16 protein-coding genes are annotated in these 19,761 nt (G+C 47.7%); 7 read left to right on the top strand and 9 right to left on the bottom strand.

Features of this window, described 5'->3' with window-relative positions; genetic code table 11:
* Nucleotides 1-94: 94 nt before the first annotated feature.
* The 6 genes from NDI48_31845 to NDI48_31820 form a co-directional block, all read right to left on the bottom strand.
* Complete coding sequence (locus NDI48_31845; GenBank protein MEP0835764.1) at nt 95-412, bottom strand: hypothetical protein; 318 nt, start codon at nt 410-412, stop codon at nt 95-97.
* Nucleotides 413-689: 277 nt separating this feature from the next.
* A complete protein-coding gene (locus NDI48_31840; protein ID MEP0835763.1) occupies nt 690-1,046 on the bottom strand; it encodes a hypothetical protein in 357 nt (118 codons plus the stop codon).
* 256 nt (nt 1,047-1,302) lie between these two features.
* On the bottom strand, nt 1,303-1,461 hold the full coding sequence (locus NDI48_31835; protein MEP0835762.1) for a hypothetical protein: 159 nt from the start codon (nt 1,459-1,461) through the stop codon (nt 1,303-1,305).
* Between the two features lie 457 nt (nt 1,462-1,918).
* Nucleotides 1,919-2,356, bottom strand: coding sequence for a DUF6399 domain-containing protein (locus NDI48_31830; protein ID MEP0835761.1), 438 nt, complete (start codon nt 2,354-2,356; stop codon nt 1,919-1,921).
* 60 nt (nt 2,357-2,416) lie between these two features.
* Complete coding sequence (locus tag NDI48_31825; protein ID MEP0835760.1) at nt 2,417-2,578, bottom strand: hypothetical protein; 162 nt, start codon at nt 2,576-2,578, stop codon at nt 2,417-2,419.
* Between the two features lie 10 nt (nt 2,579-2,588).
* Nucleotides 2,589-3,152 (bottom strand): hypothetical protein, encoded by a 564-nt coding sequence (locus NDI48_31820; GenBank protein MEP0835759.1) that lies wholly within the window; start codon nt 3,150-3,152, stop codon nt 2,589-2,591.
* An 85-nt stretch (nt 3,153-3,237) separates the two neighbouring features.
* Between NDI48_31820 and NDI48_31815 the strand changes: the two genes are divergently transcribed.
* The 3 genes from NDI48_31815 (at nt 3,238) to NDI48_31805 (ending at nt 14,934) form a co-directional block, all read left to right on the top strand.
* On the top strand, nt 3,238-3,657 hold the full coding sequence (locus NDI48_31815) for a hypothetical protein (protein ID MEP0835758.1): 420 nt from the start codon (nt 3,238-3,240) through the stop codon (nt 3,655-3,657).
* A 1,171-nt stretch (nt 3,658-4,828) separates the two neighbouring features.
* The gene (locus NDI48_31810) at nt 4,829-10,672 is read left to right on the top strand and encodes a non-ribosomal peptide synthetase (protein ID MEP0835757.1); all 5,844 of its coding nucleotides are present in this window, start codon (nt 4,829-4,831) and stop codon (nt 10,670-10,672) included.
* Entirely contained in the window at nt 10,669-14,934 is a 4,266-nt protein-coding gene (locus tag NDI48_31805) for a non-ribosomal peptide synthetase (GenBank protein MEP0835756.1), read from the top strand. Before NDI48_31810 ends, NDI48_31805 begins: the two co-directional genes overlap by 4 nt.
* A gap of 146 nt (nt 14,935-15,080) precedes the next feature.
* On the opposite strand, the gene NDI48_31800 is transcribed toward NDI48_31805, so the two are convergent.
* Nucleotides 15,081-15,296, bottom strand: a complete 216-nt coding sequence (locus tag NDI48_31800) for a hypothetical protein (GenBank protein ID MEP0835755.1) — start codon at nt 15,294-15,296, stop codon at nt 15,081-15,083.
* Between the two features lie 1,235 nt (nt 15,297-16,531).
* Here NDI48_31800 and NDI48_31795 point away from each other — a divergent pair.
* Together NDI48_31795 and NDI48_31790 are read left to right on the top strand one after the other, a co-directional pair.
* Nucleotides 16,532-17,083 (top strand): hypothetical protein, encoded by a 552-nt coding sequence (locus NDI48_31795; protein ID MEP0835754.1) that lies wholly within the window; start codon nt 16,532-16,534, stop codon nt 17,081-17,083.
* Between the two features lie 450 nt (nt 17,084-17,533).
* Entirely contained in the window at nt 17,534-17,680 is a 147-nt protein-coding gene (locus NDI48_31790) for a hypothetical protein (protein MEP0835753.1), read from the top strand.
* 283 nt (nt 17,681-17,963) lie between these two features.
* Here the strand turns inward: NDI48_31790 and NDI48_31785 are convergent, their stop codons facing one another.
* Complete coding sequence (locus NDI48_31785; GenBank protein MEP0835752.1) at nt 17,964-18,413, bottom strand: MerR family transcriptional regulator; 450 nt, start codon at nt 18,411-18,413, stop codon at nt 17,964-17,966.
* Between the two features lie 82 nt (nt 18,414-18,495).
* Here NDI48_31785 and cas12k (NDI48_31780) point away from each other — a divergent pair, with 82 nt between their 5' ends.
* Together cas12k (NDI48_31780) and cas12k (NDI48_31775) are read left to right on the top strand one after the other, a co-directional pair.
* A complete protein-coding gene (gene cas12k / locus NDI48_31780) occupies nt 18,496-18,801 on the top strand; it encodes a type V CRISPR-associated protein Cas12k (protein MEP0835751.1) in 306 nt (101 codons plus the stop codon).
* Nucleotides 18,696-19,583, top strand: a complete 888-nt coding sequence (cas12k, locus tag NDI48_31775) for a type V CRISPR-associated protein Cas12k (GenBank protein MEP0835750.1) — start codon at nt 18,696-18,698, stop codon at nt 19,581-19,583. The genes cas12k (NDI48_31780) and cas12k (NDI48_31775) overlap by 106 nt, the downstream gene beginning before the upstream one ends.
* A gap of 56 nt (nt 19,584-19,639) precedes the next feature.
* Here cas12k (NDI48_31775) and NDI48_31770 read toward each other — a convergent pair.
* Nucleotides 19,640-19,761, bottom strand: a 122-nt coding sequence (locus NDI48_31770) for an IS630 family transposase (GenBank protein MEP0835749.1), incomplete at its 5' end; no start/stop codon positions are given.

Raw genomic sequence — 19,761 nt, 5'->3', positions numbered from 1 at the left:
GTTAAACATCACGCGCACCACTAGCTAATGACGCTATGAACTGGGAAAAACTATAATCTAGGCTTATCCCTGACTCTCCGCTCTAGATTCTACATTAGACTGCAACTTGGTATGACTGAGAATCCCGTTTATGGATACCCCCAACTGCGCGTGCAGCATCCACCCCTTTTTCCAGGTAATTAACGGGCATCAAGTCGTTGAAAGCAAGAATCCGCTCTAAAGTATTCAGACCTTGCGATTCTGCTACCGCTAAACGAATTTTTACTCGCTCCGTTGGCTCGTTATCGATCGGCTTTCTGTGGTCAATCTGCTCGCTGAGTTCTTCGGGATCGAATCTTGCTGGTATAGTCCTCGTTTTCATCCCCATACTTGAAGCTGAACTCAACTGCGACTGGCTGCTTTTCGTCACCATTGTCGTCGTACCAAACAATCAAAGCACATTCAGAATCTAGCCTTGGTTCCTTTTTAATTTGGAACTTTGCTCCTTTAATGACTAATTCACGGGCAGTAATTCCTACCGCTTTTATTTCCTTTTTTTTAGTAAATTCAATTAGTTTTTCTTGCAGATCTGGATATAAAACTTTCGCATCTTGTAGTTTACTGAAGCTCTCATCAAAGGAGATTTTTTGTGTAGTAGAAAAGCTGTATAGGATTGAAAATGGAGATTTAGTATCTGCTTTAATATCCTCTTAAAACTTGGTTCTTCCTCTATCCGCCTCGCCAGCCTGCATATTACGGTCTTGAGAAATGTAACGATCGGGATGACGAAATTTTAGTGTAATCTCCTTTTTGTCTTTGCCAATCTCGTATCTCTCCCGCAATATATAGTGGTTGCTATACAGGAGATTTTCATCAGTCTCATAGAATTTAATGATTCGCTGGTCTGCAATTTCTTGCAAATCACCCTCTACATCAAGAACAATATTATTAATAGCTTGATTAAATCCATGCCAAAATGCACTTGCAACTCTCAATACCTGCTGCTCATCACCAGTAAACAACTCCTTGCGGAGCATAAGCTTATATTCACGAGAGATGACTTTCATTAGTCCTCATTCGTATAGGATTGCTTTATCTACATCTGTCCTCCAATAGAATCCGGAGAGCCTTCATACAAGCTTCACAATTAGTAAAGAAACAGGCATTTAAGGAAGTGCGGTCAAAAAAAGATGCGGAGAGTAATGAGTAGAACCGTGTAAGCAACGATCGCTTGTTGGCAGGAGAATGAAGCAGAACTAGAAAAGGGACAGACAAGATGGCGTGAGGTGTGATCGCTCCCTTCACCAGCCTCTAAAATTAGTTCTACTCCCCCTCATCTGACGAATCCTGCCGATCCAGCGCTGGGTCAAACGCGATCGCGGTGGCGGTGGTACTGGTTACGACTGGTTCTCTCATAAGCGCGATCTGCGCTAGCTCTTTGAGAGCCGCTCCGAAGAGAGCAGCAGCGCTTCGCGATCGCATTGGTGTAATGTCCAACCTTATGTATAAGTTTCCTGCACAGAAAACGTGTCTAACGGTTGTGCGACTCGTTTCTAGGTAAATCCATAAACTAGAGTCCTTACGTCGCCTGGGTTTTGACCCTAAATAAAGTAAGGATAACTGTAGAGGGATGGGGGTGTAAGCCCTCCCCATCTGGGATGCGGTACATGGGTACCTTTACATTAACGCTCATAACATCACCCTACCGGCTACCAACTTAAGGCGGGACAAGATGGTAGAAAAAAGCAGAGAAGGGATGAGGGCATTAGTTCGCGAGTTGTCCTCGCGAACTAAGAAAACAAACAGACTCTAGAAATTAAGATATCGTCATGCCATTGAAGGCTGGAAACCAGTACTAGCATTCCTCTACATCAGGTAGAACCAGAAATGGGGAATCCGTTCATACACTGAAAAGATTTTTTGGCTAACTAAGGTGAAATTAAGAGGGGACAGTCGGTAAACCAACTGTTGTTTCCAGAGATTTTTTTCTTGGCTTTCTCGGTGAGGGCAGTTTTCCCATTTGAGAGACAACCCATTGGAATAGATCGGGAAATGTTTTTCCAAATAAACGCTCGGCTTCTGTTGTGCCATCACAACGCTTGATGTGAAAATTATGGATAAGTGTCATGACTTTTAGTCGTCTTGAGGATAAGCCACGACGATTGTGATAAACCTGAGACAAATAACCGTTGCGACCTTCCACAGGAGAAGAACTGCGTTGGAATTTACTTACCATCCAACTCGCCCAATTTAACCATTGTTGTAAATTAGTATGACTGATGGTTGCTGTAGCTGGATGATACATCAAAGCATCCCATGCCTGTTGATAAGCAAGCTGATAGGTTCTTTTAAGAGTTTCAGTTTTAGTTCGTCGCACCTGTTGTTGCCAGTAAACAGCAGGCAGTAACTGCTTTTTAACCCAATCTAAACGAGAAGATTAAAGTTGGTATGACTCTAAACAACCATCAATCCATGACCACCAAATATCTACCACGGCGGCTAGCTCTTGAACTTGACGTGCGAACTTATTAATACTATCGCGCTGGTCTTTCAAGCGGTGAGCTTGCTTTAAAGCTTTAAGCTGATCAATCTCTCTCAACAGAAGGGTTTTAACCTGACTCTTGTAGAACTTGTTGAGCAGAAAGCTGCCAAGTCAAATACTGTCGATTTTCTGTTAACTCCTCAACTAAAATATAGCCGGAAGGTAAATCCAGCATCACTAGAACAACTTGGTCGAAAAACTTTTCATCGGCTGCTGCACAAAGCTCTACTTCCCGACCGTCTTGTTTCAATTGACATTGAACATGTAGTTGATACTCTAGAATTTTCTCTTCCATGCGGGTTCTTAACTGACGTAAGGCACTGGGAGATACGCCAATATGTTGTTGCAGACGCAACAGATGGAAAAATTTCGATAATCTCTCACAACCAATGCCCCCTTCAAGGGCAAAGACAAATAACGCCGCAAATACTAACAAACGCAGCCATTGTTGTCCGGCTTGTGTTTCCCACAATTGAGATTCAGGATATTGATTTCTTCTTTGGAGTCGATGATACAGTCGATGGACACTACTTTTGGATAATTTGGTAGCAGCTGCAAGACTACGGAATGATTGTTTACCAACTTTATAGCCTGCTTGAAAAACGGCTTGACAACGTTGTCTGAGGTTCATTAACAGCGGGAGTCACGGCATTGTTCGCGATAATCTATCGCGAACAATGCGAAAATTTTATTCAGTTCTCTTGAATTCTTCAACCATGCCACCTCAAACCAAAACCAATAAGGAACACGACACCCTTGCAAGAGCTGAGCGATTAACGGCGGTGATCACCGCTCTGGAAGCCCGCAAGAGCCAAATTGAGTCGGAGGGTAAAGTTGCCCCATCAGGATGTTATGTGGCTCGTTACCAAGCGCGAGGGCAACGCCAAACTTACTGGTACTACAAGTTACAAGCCAAAACGCCAATTTTCCCCAAAGCATCAGACCGCCATAACTGTTCTCGCTACAAACATCTTGGTTCTGCGGGAAGTGCAGCTCATGTTGATGGGGTTCTCCAGGTCGTCAGAAGAGTTCAAATTGATGAATTAACCAAAGCCATTGACTGTCTCAAGCAAAGTTGGTCGGATTTATATTCAGAAACCAAAAATCATAAAAACCAGCATAAGAGTCAAAATTAGGGGTAGACAATTGGTTAGGTGAGCTTGTTCGCGCTGATTTATCGCGAACAAGCTCACCTAACCTCATTAGTTTTGTCCCGCCTTAAGTTGGTAGCCCCCTACCTTATGAGTCAATCGCAACAAGTGGGGGATAATTCGCATTAAGGGGGAGATTTACGCCCCTAGTACGCCATAATTTTCCGGTATGAGCCCAAGTAACGTTATACGGTTGTTTTAGCCGCTAACCTACTACCAGTTGTGAGAGTTATCGGTATTAGAGAAAGGTTTTGGATAGTTAATTTATAAGGATTGCTCATGTCCCCTTGGCTTAACTTGGCTCTAGCCAATATGGGACAGTCAGAATATCTTAAGAATAATTTGTATTATCACATTGCTAGAGTATAACAATAAGTGTGTCAAAACTTAAGGCAAGAAGACTTTAGGGATACAGATAAAATGACGGTTTTTGGTACACCCGCCAGGGGTTGAAAGACACGTTGAAGGTATGTTTGGTCAGGTAGCATCAATCGGTCGTTTTTGGCACAAACCGACTTCGCCTCTCAGGGCGATCGCCTGCTCATCCTTCATCAACAATTCATAAATAGGGAGCTGATACCCCTCATGCTAAGCGTAATAATAAGGTCAGTCAGTAGATGTACCCTGATGATCGAGAGAACTGCAAACGTGACTCTCTTCTTTATTTTTGAGGCAAAGCCGAGTTTCGTGTAATGGATAAGTATTTATTCTCAAGAAAACCCGGAGATTGGGAAAGAAAGCTCACGCAGCTTTGCTTTAGTGATCATTTTTTAGAGTTTTGTTCGATGGCTTGTGATAATGATTACAGGGATGGAATGAATCGCTAGGCTAGGTTTGGCAATGGTAAAGCTAATGGGGGGAAGTAGCGAAGCTGTCACCAGCCGCCCCGCAACGGCTGTAATCCTTATTATCAGTAGAACGATAAACTTTGCCGCTCTGGCAAGCTTATGCTTTCATCTTGATGCGGCAATATTATCGTTCCACTGACACTCAACCTATCTACTTAAAATCTAGAAGACGTACTAGAGCGTGTGACGAACTCTTTCATTCCTAAAAGAGGAATGATTATCAACGGAATGAAGTGATTTCTCAGGCAGTGAAAAGACTCCACAGCAGACACTTCTGAATTGATTGCTCAAACTATAGAGATAAAAATATGTCGGTTCAGAATCAATTTAGTAAGACGTTTCATGCGTTAATCGCTAAGCACGAAGCTTTTTGGGTAGAGAAGCTGGCGACGTTACAGCCCATCACGGTTCCCTATGCAGAGCGGACGGCATCACACTTGGAACAGAAGCAGTACACGAGTGTAAAGATGCCCATACCGCATGAGGTCACAACCTTCCTGGAGGAGCGCCAGCCCGAATGGAATCAAGGCGACTTTCTGTTTGCTGCATTTGCCACTTATCTGATCCGTATTGGAGGAACAGGATGTTTTGATATCGGATTTAGAGATGTTGAGCTGCAACGGGAGCTGATAGGACTGGAAGACTTTTTCGCCTCAATTGTTCCTTGTCGTGTAGATATAGACTACGAGCAAAGTTTTGAGGAAGTTTTTGAAGCTTTTAGGAAGCAGGTGGAGTTGACCAAACTTCACAAGACTTATGCGCGTGATGTCGTAGCTAGGTATCCGGCTCTTAGTTCATTGCCTGAGCTGAGTCGTGAGCCGATGTTTCCGGTGGTCGTAGAACGGGTAGAAAAACTAGACGACCACCAAGCTGGGTCTGGTAATGAGTTGACCCTGGTCATTCCGTCAGATGGGAAAGAATGCTGTTGGCTCTATAACACCGAGGCATTGGATGGTGACAGCATTGCCAGGATGTTGGATCAGTTTGCTAGTTTTTTGCAAGGTATTGTAACTGACCCCAAAGGGCCCGTTGCCGATTTGCCTCTGTTATCTGAGCTGGAGCGTCACAAAATTCTGGTGGAGTGGAATGATACTCAGGCAGATTACTCCAAGGATAAGTGTATCCATCAGTTATTTGAGGCTCAGGTGGAGCGGACACCTGATGCCCGGTCGGTAGTTTATGAAGACAAACAGTTGAGCTATCGGGAACTGAATGCAAGAGCAAATCAGCTAGCGCACTACCTGCAAAAACTGGGGGTGGGACCGGAAGTTTTAGTGGGGATTTTTGTCGAGCGATCGCTTGAGATGATGGTGGGACTTCTGGGTATTCTCAAAGCGGGTGGAGCCTACGTGCCTCTAGATCCTGCGTATCCCAAAGAACGTCTAGCGTTCATGCTGTCAGACTCACAGGTGTCGGTGCTATTGACCCAAGAGAAGTTGCTAGCTGGATTGCCTGAGCAGGGTGCGGAGGCGATCTGCTTGGATACAGGTTGGCGGGTAATTTCTCAGGAGAGTGAAGAGAATCTCAACAGCGGGGTGAATCCCGCCAACTTGGCTTATATAATTTACACCTCTGGGTCAACCGGGAAACCAAAGGGAACGATGATTGTCCACCAAGGACTGGTCAATTATCTGAGCTGGTGCATAAAAGCGTATGCAGTCGCGGATGGGGTTGGTTCTCCGGTTCATTCTTCGATTGGGTTCGACGCGACCATTACCAGCTTATTCTCTCCCCTATTGGTGGGACAGAGGGTAGTTTTCCTCCCAGAGAAGCAGGAGATAGAGGCTCTTAGTGCCGTCTTGTGTTCTCAAAGTAATTTTAGCCTCGTCAAAATCACCCCAGCCCATCTGGCACTACTCAGTGAGTTATTACCCAGTAAGCAGGCTGCGGGTCAGACAAGAGCCTTAATTATCGGTGGCGAGGCTCTGTCGAAAAAGAGCATTTCATTCTGGCAGACTCACGCACCTGAAACTAGACTAGTCAACGAATACGGTCCAACAGAAACGGTTGTTGGATGCTGTATCTATGAGGTTCCGACTCAGACCTCCCTATCAGGTCTGGTTCCAATTGGTCGTCCTATTGCCAATACTCAGCTTTATATATTGGATCGGTCTCTCCAACCCGTCCCCATCGGGGTCGCGGGTGAACTGCACATTGGTGGCGATGGCTTAGCGCGGGGTTATCTCAACCGGACGGAGTTGACAACCCAGAAGTTCATCCCTAACCCCTTTAGTGACGACCCCGCAGCACGTCTGTACAAAACTGGAGACTTAGCCCGCTATTTACCGGACGGTAACATCGAGTTTCTCGGTCGCATCGATAATCAGGTAAAAATTCGTGGCTTCCGCATCGAGCTGGGCGAGATTGAGGCAGTGCTGAGGCAAAACAGGGCTGTCCAGGATGCCGTAGTTATAGACCAGGAGTACGACCCTGGTGACAAGCGCCTAGTAGCCTATGTGGTTCCCAGCCAGGAGCAAGTCCTGCAAACCAGTGAACTGCGTCGCTACCTAAAGCAGAAACTGCCCGACCACATGGTGCCCTCGGCATTTGTGCTGCTTGAAGCGCTGCCGCTGACACCCAACGGTAAGGTGGAGCGCCGCGCTCTGCCAGTGCCGGACGCCACCAGAGCCGCTCTGGAAGAAGATTTTGTGGCTCCTCGCACGCCTGTTGAAAAAGTGCTGGCAGAAATCTGGGCTGAAGTGCTGGGCGTTGAGCGAGTTGGCATCCACGACAAGTTCTTGGAATTGGGCGGACATTCCTTACTCGCTATCAGGATTGTAAGTCGATTGCGTGACACCTTAAAGGTGGAGTTACCTATAAGTAGCCTGTTTGCATCTCCAACTGTAGCCGAACTAGCCCAGCGCATTGAGGCAGGTGATCAGGAAAAGCCTTTCTTGCAAGCTCCCCCCATCCGACCCGTTTCCAGGAACCAAAACTTGCCTCTCTCGTGGAACCAGCAGCGACTGTGGTTCCTTGCACAATTAGAACCCAATAGTCCTGTTTATAATGAACCCTTCACCATTCGCTTTCCGGGTGCTATAGACGTAGATGCACTCTCAAAAGCCCTCAACGAAATCATCAAACGTCACGAAAGCCTGCGCGAGCGCTTCATCACGATCGATGGCCAACCCGTTCAGGTGATCGATCCACCCTCTAGTTTCAACCTAGCCGTAGTGGATCTCCGACAATTACCACAAGACCAACGGGAAGCCGAAGCTTTGCGGTTGGCAACTAGGGAGTCTAAGCAGCTCTTTGACCTAACTTCTGGGCCACTGCTGCGAGCTACGTTGATACAACTAGCTTCGGAGGACTACAGGTTATTCATGACCGTTCACCACATCGTCATTGATGGTGTTTCAATCTACAGCGTGTTTGTTCCAGAACTCGCAGCACTCTACGAAGCTTTCTCTACCAACAAACCCAGCCTACGGCACGCTACGCTAACGCCACTTGCAGAACTGCCCATACAATACGCTGACTTTACCCTCTGGCAACGACAATGGCTGGCTGGAGAGATTCTGGAAAGTCAATTAGACTACTGGAAACAGCAGCTAGGGGGCGACCTGCCTGTACTACAGCTGCCTTATGACCGTCCGCGACCCGCAGTTCAGACTTTCCGAGGTGCAAGGCAATGTCTGACACTATCCAAAGACCTGACCTCGTCGCTCAAAACTCTCTCACAACAAGAGGGAGTCACGCTATTCATGACGCTGCTGGCCGCGTTCAAAACATTGCTCTACCGCTACACGGAGCAGGAAGATATCGTGGTGGGCACGGTCAGCGCAGGTCGCAACAGACCGGAGATCGAAGGGCTAATCGGGTTTTTCCTCAACACCCTAGTGTTGCGTACTAATCTGTCGGGTTCCCCTAGTTTTCGACAGCTACTGGGACGAGTGCGGGAAATAACACTAGGGGCTTATGCCCATGAAGACTTGCCTTTTGAGAAGCTAATACAGACGCTCCAACCCGATCGCAATCTAAGCCATAACCCCCTGTTTCAAGTGGCGTTTGTTTTGGAACCTCCAATGCCATCTTTGAATTGTGGCTGGACTATGAGTCAGCTGGATATCCAAACCGATACGGCGAAGCTCGATCTGACCCTCGAACTAGACGAAAGACCGGAAGGGATTATTGGTCGTTTTGAATACAACACGGATTTGTTTGAGGGCAGCACTATCTCGCGGATGATTGACCACTTTCAGACTTTACTCGAAGGGATTGTTGCCGACCCGGACAAGCGCCTCTGGGAATTGCCCCTCTTGAGGGTAGCTGAACAGCAGCAACTAATGGCGTTGAATAACACAAAAGCGGATTATCCTTTGGAGGCGTGCATCCACCAGCTATTTGAGGCGCAGGTGGAGCGCACGCCCGATGCGGTTGCAGTAGTTTTTGAAAACGAGCAACTAACCTACCGAGAGATAAATCGCCGTGCCAATCAACTAGCACACCACCTGCAAAAATTGGGTGTGGAACCAGAAATGCTGGTCGGAATTTGTGTAGAGCGATCGCTAGAGATGGTTGTAGGACTCCTAGGCATTCTCAAGGCTGGTGGGGCTTATTTGCCGTTAGACCCATCGTATCCCCAGGAGCGTCTAGCCTTCATGCTGGAAGATGCCCAGGTGTCGGTGCTGTTAACCCAACAGAAGCTACTCGCAGGTCTTCCCGAGTACAAAGCGCACCGTTTCTGCTTGGACACCGAGTGGGAAGTACTCGCCCAAGAAAGCGAGGAAAAACCCCTCAGCAGCGTAACGACCGATAACCTCGCCTACACAATCTACACATCGGGTTCTACAGGGAAACCCAAAGGAGTGTTGGTAACCCATCAAAACCTAGTCCACTCCACCAGTGCTCGTATTTCTTATTACAGCGAACCCGTTACCAGTTTTCTATTACTTTCGTCGTTTGCCTTTGACAGTTCGATCGCGGGCATCTTTTGGACATTGTGCCAGGGAGGCAGACTTGTACTACCACCAGCAAAGTTTCAACAAGATCTGTTACAGCTTACAAAGTTAATTGCTCAATATCATGTATCGCATTTATTGAGTCTTCCATCTCTCTATAACCTGATTTTGGAGCAAGCGGAACCACAACAGCTGACTTGTCTTCGTACTGTTATTGTGGCAGGCGAACCGTGTTCCAGAGAGTTGGTTGAACGCCATAGCAAGCTGCTGGCTCACACATCTTTGTTCAACGAATACGGTCCAACAGAAGGAACGGTCTGGAGCAGTGTATATCATTGTCAGTCTTCAGGGCTCAGAACCCAGGTTCCGATTGGTCGCCCTATTGCCAATATGCAGATTTATCTGCTGGACAAATATTTGAATCCTGTTCCTATTGGTGTACCGGGCGAGATTCACATCGGCGGCGCAGGCATCGCCAGAGGCTACCTCAACCGCCCGGAGTTAACCAACCAGAAGTTCATCCCCAACCCCTTTAGCGATGAACCTGGGCAACACCTTTACAAAACTGGCGACTTAGCCCGCTACCTAAGCGACGGCAACATTGAGTTTCTCGGTCGCCTCGACCATCAGGTAAAGATTCGCGGCTTCCGCATCGAACTGGGCGAACTTGAGTCAACACTCTTGCAACACCCTACCGTGCGAGAAATCGCAGTCATAGCCAGAGAAGACATCCCTGGCGACAAACGTCTAGTTGCGTACATCGTACCTAACCCAGAGCAGACACCCACTATCGATGAATTTCGCCGCTTCCTCAAGCAGAAACTGCCCGACTACATGGTGCCTGGAGCCTTTGTCCTGCTAGACGCCCTGCCCCTAACCCCTAACGGCAAAGTAGACCGCCGCGCTCTACCCGCCCCTGACCAGTCACGCCCTAACTTGGAAGCCACCTTTGTGGCTCCTCGTACCCCGATCGAGCAGCAGATAGCTGACATCTGGACTCAAGTCCTGAGACTGGAACGGCTCGGCATCCACGACAACTTCTTTGAATTGGGGGGACATTCCCTGTTGGCTACCCAAGTTATTTCTCGCTTGCGCCAAGCCTTCGGAGTGGAACTCCCCGTGCGTACCTTATTTGAAGCACCTACCGTGGCTGACTTAGGCGCTCGCCTTGAGACAGTTCGTTGGGCAGTGCAAGAGTTACAAGCTCATGAGAGCGACACAATGGGTGATTATGAAGAGGGAGAATTATGAAAACGATTGACGAGTTTTTGTCTGAGCTTCGCCATCTAGACGTGAAGCTATGGAACGAAGGCGATCGCTTGCGCTATAAAGCTCCCAAGGAAACACTGACACCCGCCCTGCTGCAAGAGCTAAAAGAGCGCAAAGCAGAAATCCTCGCATTTCTGCACAAGGCTAATGCTGCCACCAGTTCCAATCTTTCCCCCATATTGCCTGTCCCAAGGGACGGAAACCTCCCCCTCTCCTTTGCCCAGCAGCGTCTCTGGTTCCTCGCTCAATTGGAACCAGACAGTCCTGCCTATAACATACCTGCTGCCTTTCGCTTAACCGGTCTACTCAACGTAACCGCACTCTCGCAGAGTCTGAGTGAAATTGTCCGACGCCATGAAGTCCTCAGAACCACCTTTCTATCGGTGGATGGGCAACCCAAGCAAGTCATCTCCCTACAGACAGGTTTAACACTGCCAGTAATAGACCTGAGGGAACTTCCTCTAGACCAGGGGCTTTCTGAAGCTCAACGCCTTGCCACTGAGGAGGCTCAACAACCCTTCAACCTAGCTACTGGGCCATTGTTTCGCGTCAAACTTCTGCGCCTGGAAGAAGCGGAACATATGCTGCTCGTGACCATGCACCACATTGTTTACGACGGCTGGTCCTACGATATTTTCTTACGGGAACTGGCAGCGCTCTACGACGCCTTCTCCAGTGGCAAGCCCTCACCCCTCCCCGAACTACCCATCCAATATGCTGATTTTGCCCACTGGCAGCGCGAGTGGCTACAGGGTGAAGTCCTAGAGTCTCAGCGGGACTACTGGAAACAGCAGCTAAATGGCAACCTGCCCATACTACAACTGCCCATTGACTACCCGCGCCCACCAGTTCAGACCTATCCGGGTGGGTACCAATCTCTGGAATTACCCAAAAACCTAACCCAGGCACTCAAAGACCTGAGCCAGCAGGAGCGGGTCACTCTGTTCATGACCCTGTTAGCAGCATTCCAGACATTCCTCTACCGCTATACCGGGCAAGAAGACATGATCGTAGGCACTCCCATCGCTGGTCGCAACCAGGTGGAAGCCGAGGGTCTGATTGGATTTTTTGTCAATACCCTAGCCCTGCGTACCTACCTCAGTGGCAACCCAAGTTTCCAAGAACTGCTCGGTCGAGTACGCGAGGTAGCTTTAGGAGCCTATGCCCACCAAGACCTACCTTTTGAAAAGCTCGTAGAAGAACTACAGCCCGAACGAGACCGAAGCCGCACGCCGCTGTTCCAGGTGATGTTCGTTTTACAGAACACTCCAACCTCAGCCTTGGAGTTACCAGGTCTGACCGTCAACTCCCTGAATATTGACAGTGGAACGGCGAAATTCGATTTAACCCTATTCATGATAGAGACGGCACAGGGACTGAGAGCTTCGTTGGAATACAACACCGACCTCTTCAACCCCGCCACCATTACTCGAATGCTGGGGAATTTCCAGACCTTACTGGAAGGCATCGTCGCCAACCCTAAACAGCGTCTCTCAGACTTACCGCTGTTGACAGCATCCGAACAACATCAGTTGCTGGTGGAATGGAACAACACCACAAAAGAATATCCCCAGGATAAATGTATCCATCAGTTGGTTGAGGCTCAGGTGGAGCAAGCACCCGATGCCGTAGCGGTGGTATATGAAGGGGAACAGCTAACCTACCGAGAACTGAATGCAAGAGCGAATCAGCTAGCGCACTACCTTCAAGTGCTGGGCGTTGGACCCGAAGTTTTGGTGGGTATCTGCGTGGAGCGCTCCTTAGAGATGCTGGTGGGACTGCTTGGCATCCTCAAAGCAGGTGGTGCTTACGTTCCGCTTGACCCCGCGTATCCTCTAGAGCGCTTGGCTTTCATGCTAGAAGATGCCTCTGTGTCCGTACTACTTACCCAGGCGCGGTTAGTTAAGTCTCTTCCTCAACATCACGCGCCAGTCGTCTGTCTGGATAGGGACTGGGAGGTTCTTGCCCAATACAGTGAGGAAAACCCCTTCAGCGGAGTGACACCCAAAAATTTGGCATACGTTATCTACACATCAGGCTCGACAGGGAAGCCAAAAGGGGTTTTGGTTGAACATCGAGGATTGTTGAATCTCGTCTTCTGGCATCAACGAAGTTTCACTGTGTCGTCAAAAGACCGGGCAACTCAATTAGCGGGGTCTGCATTTGACGCCTCAGTATGGGAGTTGTGGCCTTACCTTAGTGCGGGAGCAAGTATTTACATTGCGAATGAACAGACCCGTGTTCTCCCTCAGCAGCTTCGAGATTGGCTGGTAAAGAATGCAATCACCATCTCTTTTCTGCCAACACCACTGGCAGAGAGTATTTTGTCGTTGGATTGGTCTACTAATGTAGCTTTGCGAACTTTGCTAACTGGGGGGGACAAACTCCATAACAATCCTTTACCCTCCGTTCCTTTTGAGCTGGTAAATAATTACGGACCAACTGAAAACACTGTCGTCACTACTTCCTGTTTCATTCCTGCTAAACCGCGAACCGATATGACACCTCCGATTGGGCGACCAATTGCTAACACGCAGGTTTATTTGCTAGATGAAAAGTTGCAGCCGGTACCCATTGGTGTCTCTGGTGAACTATACGTCAGTGGTGATGGTTTAGCCAGAGGCTACCTCAACCGTCCCGATTTGACTGCCCAGAAATTCATCGCTAACCCCTTTAGCGACAATCCAAGCGTTAGCGGAACGGCTCCGGAGAAGCTATCGGGGTGCGACAGCGCACTTCGCCTCTACAAAACTGGTGACTTAGCTCGCTATTTACCAGACGGCAATATTGAGTTCCTCGGTCGCCTCGATGAGCAGGTAAAAATTCGCGGCTTCCGTATCGAACTGGGAGAAATTGAAGCACTACTGGCACAACACCCTGACTTACGGGAAGTTGTTGTTGTTGTCCGAGAAGACATTCCTGGCAACAAGTTCCTAGCGGCTTATGTTGTTCCTAAGTTAGAGGCATCGCCCCCTACTATTAGTGAATTGCGTTCCTTCCTCAAAACCAAGCTGCCAGATTACATGGTTCCCGGAGCCTTTGTATTTTTGGAAGCAATGCCTCTAACTCCCAATGGAAAAATAGACCGCCGCGCTTTACCTGTACCAGCTAGCTTTCGGGGGGAACAGGAAGATAATTTTGTTGCACCAAGCACCCCTACTGAAGAAATCTTAGCAGCTATCTGGGCTGAAGTTTTGGGACTACAACAGGTCGGTATTAACGACAATTTCTTTGAATTGGGGGGGCACTCCATGCTGGCTGCACGCCTATTCGCACAAATCGAGAAAGCCTTCGGGAAAAATCTCCCCCTGGCTACCCTCTTCCAATCACCAACCATTGAGCAACTGGCCAACATTCTCCGCCAGAAAGGATGGTCAGCACCTTGGCAAACGCTGGTGACAATTCAGCCCGGAGGTTCTAAACCGCCTTTGTTCTTTTTCCATGTACTTGGCGAGGGTCTAAAGTTCTGTCGCCCCTTGGCAGGTCATCTAGATCCTGAACAACCCATTTATGGGCTAGCAGTAGGGATTATGGATGAAGTTTCTTTGAATAAGATTGAGGATCTGGTGGCTCACTACCTCAAAGAAATGCGAATCATCCAACCTGAAGGTCCTTATTTTCTAGCAGGTATATATTGCGGGGGCCGAATAGCCTATGAGGTGGCCGAGCAGCTCCACGCACAAGATCAAAAGGTAGCTCTGCTAGCCTTGTTAGATACTTTAAAAGATGATACAGCAATCAAAATAATGCCAGTCGCAGATCGGATCTTGGCGCACTGGAATAACTTTTTACGAGTTGGCCCCGCCTACTTGTTAAGGAAGATGAGGCTAGGGCAAGCCAAGAATCGGTTAATGAGTATTTACTGCAAGTTTTACGAGCGCATGGGGCTTCCTTTGCCTCAAGCTTGCCAAAACTTCACTTATCGAAAGAAAAAAGAGGAGGGAAATATGCAGTGGGGGTTCGCACCAAAGAACGTTTACCCGGATCGAGTGACCCTCTTCCGGGCTATCGAGAACATTGGCTTCTTAGACCCTGATTTGGGATGGAGGGAACTAGCTCCTGGAGGATTGGAGATCCATGATGTTCCTGGCAATACCGTTAGTATGCTACAAGAACCCCACGTACAGGTGCTGGCTGAAAAATTGAGGGATTGCATAGATCGTTTGCAGGCGGATGATTTACCCCACATTCCGCCCTTGTGTTCAGACCCGTTTGTCTGCGATAACGAAGACTCGGAGGGGTAGCACATTCAGACAAGATCTGGACTTACGTAACTAGCACAGCAATCGCTATACCATTCCAAGCTAAAAATATAGCTAGCGAGCGCTCTTGAGTTTAATTAAAAATTTCCCCGTGTGCAGGGAAAATTTCGGCGCAAACCATTATCAGGTCAGAGTTTCCCAGTCCGGAAAAAATGCACTAACTCTTGGGTATTCTCACGGGTTGGGTCAAACCCAGAACGCTGGGTAGCGTAATGCCCGATTGGAGGGAGCAAAAAGCTGGTATTGAATCCTGGAAACCTGACTTGGTGTCCTCCTAGCTTTGGAAGAGTATCTCTAAGGGCTGTCGGCTTCCCGTATAATCCCGACAGGGTTTGAGGCAACATCCACGCTCTTTACAGGACTTCTACAAGCTTTAAGGGTGGTCACAACTGATGTTACTCAGATGACCACCCTACCCAGTGCCTTTTAAGGCTTATCTTCCTATGCTATCGCTCCGCTCACCCAAGCGTGGGCAAATGCAGAGATATTTCCCAAAGCGTTGTTTTTGGGACGTTTACTACACAAACGCCGCTCACGCCTCTTCCTACTGTTGGATAGGCAATCGTTTCGTTGCGGTGGTAGTTCTAGGGCAAATAGAGAGCGTTCGTTCTTTGTCTAGTTGATGTTTTCGACATCATTCTCTGGGAAAATGCCTTAATAATGTTCGGCTCCAAGAATGAAAAATGACAGGCACGGTAAGGCAAAAATCCTTACGCCATCTGAGATACAGCTACTCTTTAGCCAAGGTTTTCAGTCGGATCGTGATCGTGCCTTATTTGGTATTTGCGTGTTTCCCGCACTGGAGGAGGAACCAACTCAAAAGCTTGGAGGCTCCCTTGAAGAGATAGACTCCTAAAAATTGTTGATGGCACAAGATTAGCGATCGCAAACCATAGTTGAACTCCCTGGATCGCCGGGAAATTGACCCGCGAGTCGCAATGACTCATACCCCGAAGCCCTAAAATCAGAGTCGCCTGTCTAACGGTTGTGCGACTCGTTTCTAGGTAAATCCATAAACTAGAGTCCTTACGTCGCCTGGGTTTTGACCCTAAATAAAGTAAGGATAACTGTAGAGGGATGGGGGTGTAAGCCCTCCCCATCTGGGATGATGTGATGCCAAACCTACCCACACGAAGACTGATTATCTCGCGTGAAGCTGGGATATTGACGGGAATAACGAGGGCTGTGATGCCTGGAACCCGTTAGGTAGGCTGACATGGATAAAATGAATCTCCGGAAAAAGCATCCAAAGACAACTGACAGAAACGAATGTCAGATAACCACATAAGACCCGCACGAAAATAATCGTAACAAGTGCAATCCTGGGTTGTGGTGGGTGAATTGGAGAGTCCTCGCATCAGCAACCAATCGCTCTACGGAACGAAGAAAAACGCTCAAATCTCCTGAGAGGTCGAACACTCAGGTAGGGCTGCGTCAAAGCCACAAATGAAATGAACGGGTAGGATGTGACCGAAACGGCAAGAATTAAGGACGGCTTGCCCAACTGGTCACGGTTGATAGAGAAGAGATTACTTTAGTAGTCGGTTTATGTTATGACGAAGCTCAATGCTACCGATAATTGGAAGGCTCTACCCTGGAAAAAGTTTCAGCAGATAGCAATTATTTCCTAGAAGAACGAGGATTGAAAATTAAGGAAAGCAAAACTAAGCTCGTAAAGGCAACAAAAGGATTCGATTTCCTAGGGTGGAACTTCAAAGTGAAACCTAATGGAAGATTCATCAGCACTCCATCCAAAGAAAATACGGCAAAGGTGAAAGCCAAGATAAAAGTGACGATGAAAGATAGCAAATTCACCCTCGAACAAAGAATCGCTAAATGTGGCTCATTGGTAAGAGGCTGGAGAAACTACAATCGTTTCTGTGATATGTCCTCACACGACCTATGGGCACAAGCCTATTGGACATGGAAATTTATCCGCAAACAAGGAAGATTTGACAGACAGGGAACCAACGGGGTAATCCATAAAACATTTCCCGCAGTACCTTGGAAAGCGTGTTCCTACAATAACGTGACCGGAGATAAATCCCCGTTTGATGGAGAGCTGACCTACTGGGCTAAGAGAGAGAACAAGAAATATTCAGGGATACACGCATCACTTCTGTTAGCGTAGCGGGCGCGCGTACCCGCGCGACAGCAACAAAATCATCAATGTCAAGCTTGTGGACTGTCATTTCTCAGTGGTGACAAGGTGGAATTACACCATATTGATGGAAACCACGAAAACCGGAAGAAATCAAATCTGGAAATGCTTCACCGTCAATGCCACCAGCACAAGCCTATCCACGGAGAAGCTCGTGCAGCTCGAAATTCCCAAAAAGGAAAAGTAAATATCGACTAAGAGCTGTATGCGATGAAAGTCGCACGTACAGTTCGGAAGGAGAGGTGTCCCGTGGTAACACGGGCATCGACTCTAACAGACAGGCGACTCTGATTTTAGGGGGAAGTGCGATCGCTGATGCTGTTGGCGAAAGTGTGACAAAGTTTCCTACAAAGATATTACACTGTCAAAGACAAATGAAAAATCAGGAGTTGGATTCTTGTAACATTTGCACTTACGCTCTTGTCTTACATTCGCCGACAGTATCAGCGCAACGCGATCGCTTTTGCTATCGTCTCCGCTTCAAATCCTCAGCCAGTCGAATATCCACCAATTGCTCCTCCTCCCACGCTTCAGCATCCTGTTCAATCAAGTGAAATCGCTGTCTAACCGTTGTACAGGTAAAAGACACTAACACTCACCAACCTGATCGCCCCGTCCCGCTCAAACTCTTCAAGTTCAATGCCAGTGAAATGCCTGTCTAACCGTTGTACAGGTAAAAGACACTAACACTCACCAATCCACATCCCTAGGGCTGGTGAATCACATCCAGCGACACCCGAATTATAAGCTGACCTGCTTTTAAAGAATGCGATCGCTTCTGTAGAGGGGAACTTACAGCAGTAATTGATATTTCTGCACCACTCTCTGGCGAATCGTCAAACAGACTTAGCTATCGCTCAAAGCTTTTGAGATTCTCTCGCAAACGCTGATGAATGCGATCGCACCAAAACGGCACAACAGGCGACCCCCGATCAATCGTTTCGATTGCCAAACCCCTGTTAAAATCAACCAACTCACGCAGTTGCTCCTGGGAATCTGGCACCAACATCAAGCGTTTCCTCTCTTCTTTCGCCACAGACTCATCAAACATCCATGACTCTCTAGCTTTGAGGATTTCCAAGACATGTTGGCACACCTCAAAACTCAACCCAATCGAGAGCAAATACTCCATCACCGTCAATGCCACCAAGTCAGAATCAGAATAATAAACATTCCGACCCTTGCCACTCGGATTAACGGTTGGCACAACGACACTTTTTTCCCGCCAATATTGCAATTGCCTCCGACTGCATCCAGTAATCTGTGATGCCTCAGTGCTGCTGTAGAAATTTTTATCCATAACCTCTCATGATACTAAACGAGGCTAGGAAGCACACTTAATTTAATAAGCTTAATATGTGTTTTTAAGATAATCTATTTTCATGAGCCAAATCACGATTCAATGTCGCCTCGTTGCCTCTGAACCCACTCGCCAACAACTCTGGACGTTGATGGCAGAACGCAACACGCCTTTGATAAATGAACTACTAGCACAAATCAGTCAGCATCCCGACTTTGAAACCTGGCGACAACAAGCAAAACTCAAAGCAGGTATCGTCAAGCAACTGTGTCAACCGCTCAAATCAGACCCTCAATTCAGCGGTCAACCTGGGCGGTTTTATACGAGTGCGATCGCGCTAGTAGACTACATCTACAAATCCTGGTTCAAAGTCCAACAACGCTTGTAGATACCCGTTTATGGACGGCTGAAGGTACAGAACAGGTACGCCAAGAAAAAGCTGCCGACATCGCCAAAACCCTCACCAACATGAAAGAGAAAGGCGACCTCAACGAGAAACAGCAAGCCTTCGTCCAACGCAAAAACTCGACTCTGGCTCGAATCAAAAACCCCTTCCCTCGCCCCAGTCAACCTCTCTATCAAGGTCAACCTCATATCCTCGTTGGCGTTGCCTTGGGACTGGACAAACCAGCCACCGCCGCAGTCGTTGACGGCACAACAGGAGAAGCGATCGCCTACCGCAGCCTCAAACAATTACTAGGCGATAACTACAAACTCCTCAACCACCAACGTCAGCAAAAACGCTCCTCATCCCATCAACGCCACAAAGCTCAAAAAAAAGCGGCTGCTAATCAATTCGGCGAATCAGAACTAGGTCAATATTTAGATCGCTTACTGGCACAAGCCATTGTCACCCTCGCTCAAACCTATCAATCAGGCAGCATTGTCTTACCCAAACTCGGCGATATGCGAGAGCTAGTCGAGAGTGAAATTCAAGCCAGAGCCGAGCAAAAAATTCCCGGCTACATCGAAGGTCAGGAAAAATACGCCAAGCAGTATCGCGTCAACATCCATCAGTGGAGCTACGGCAGATTAATGGACACTATCAAAGCTCAAGCCTTAAAAGTCGGCATTGTCATTGAGCAAGGAGAACAATCTATCCGGGGTAGTCCACAACAGAAGGCAAAGGATATGGCGATTTCTGCCTATCACGCCCGTTCCAAACCATAATTATTTTCCAACAAAGCACCTTGACAATAGAATAGAAATAATTAATACAGCCTTTCCTAGTCTAGTGAGGTACAGTAACAGCAATGAGTAAACCAATTCCGAATATCCTTTAGAGACACTATTGAAAATGCATTTTCAATAGCTTTAGCTAAATCTCGATAAGTTCTAGCAGCGAGTG

The sequence above is a fragment of the Microcoleus sp. AS-A8 genome (assembly GCA_039962225.1).
Taxonomy (GTDB): Bacteria; Cyanobacteriota; Cyanobacteriia; order Cyanobacteriales; family Coleofasciculaceae; genus Allocoleopsis.
Note: the sequence above shows the minus strand (reverse complement) of the source record. Positions and strands in the feature narration are given on the sequence as shown.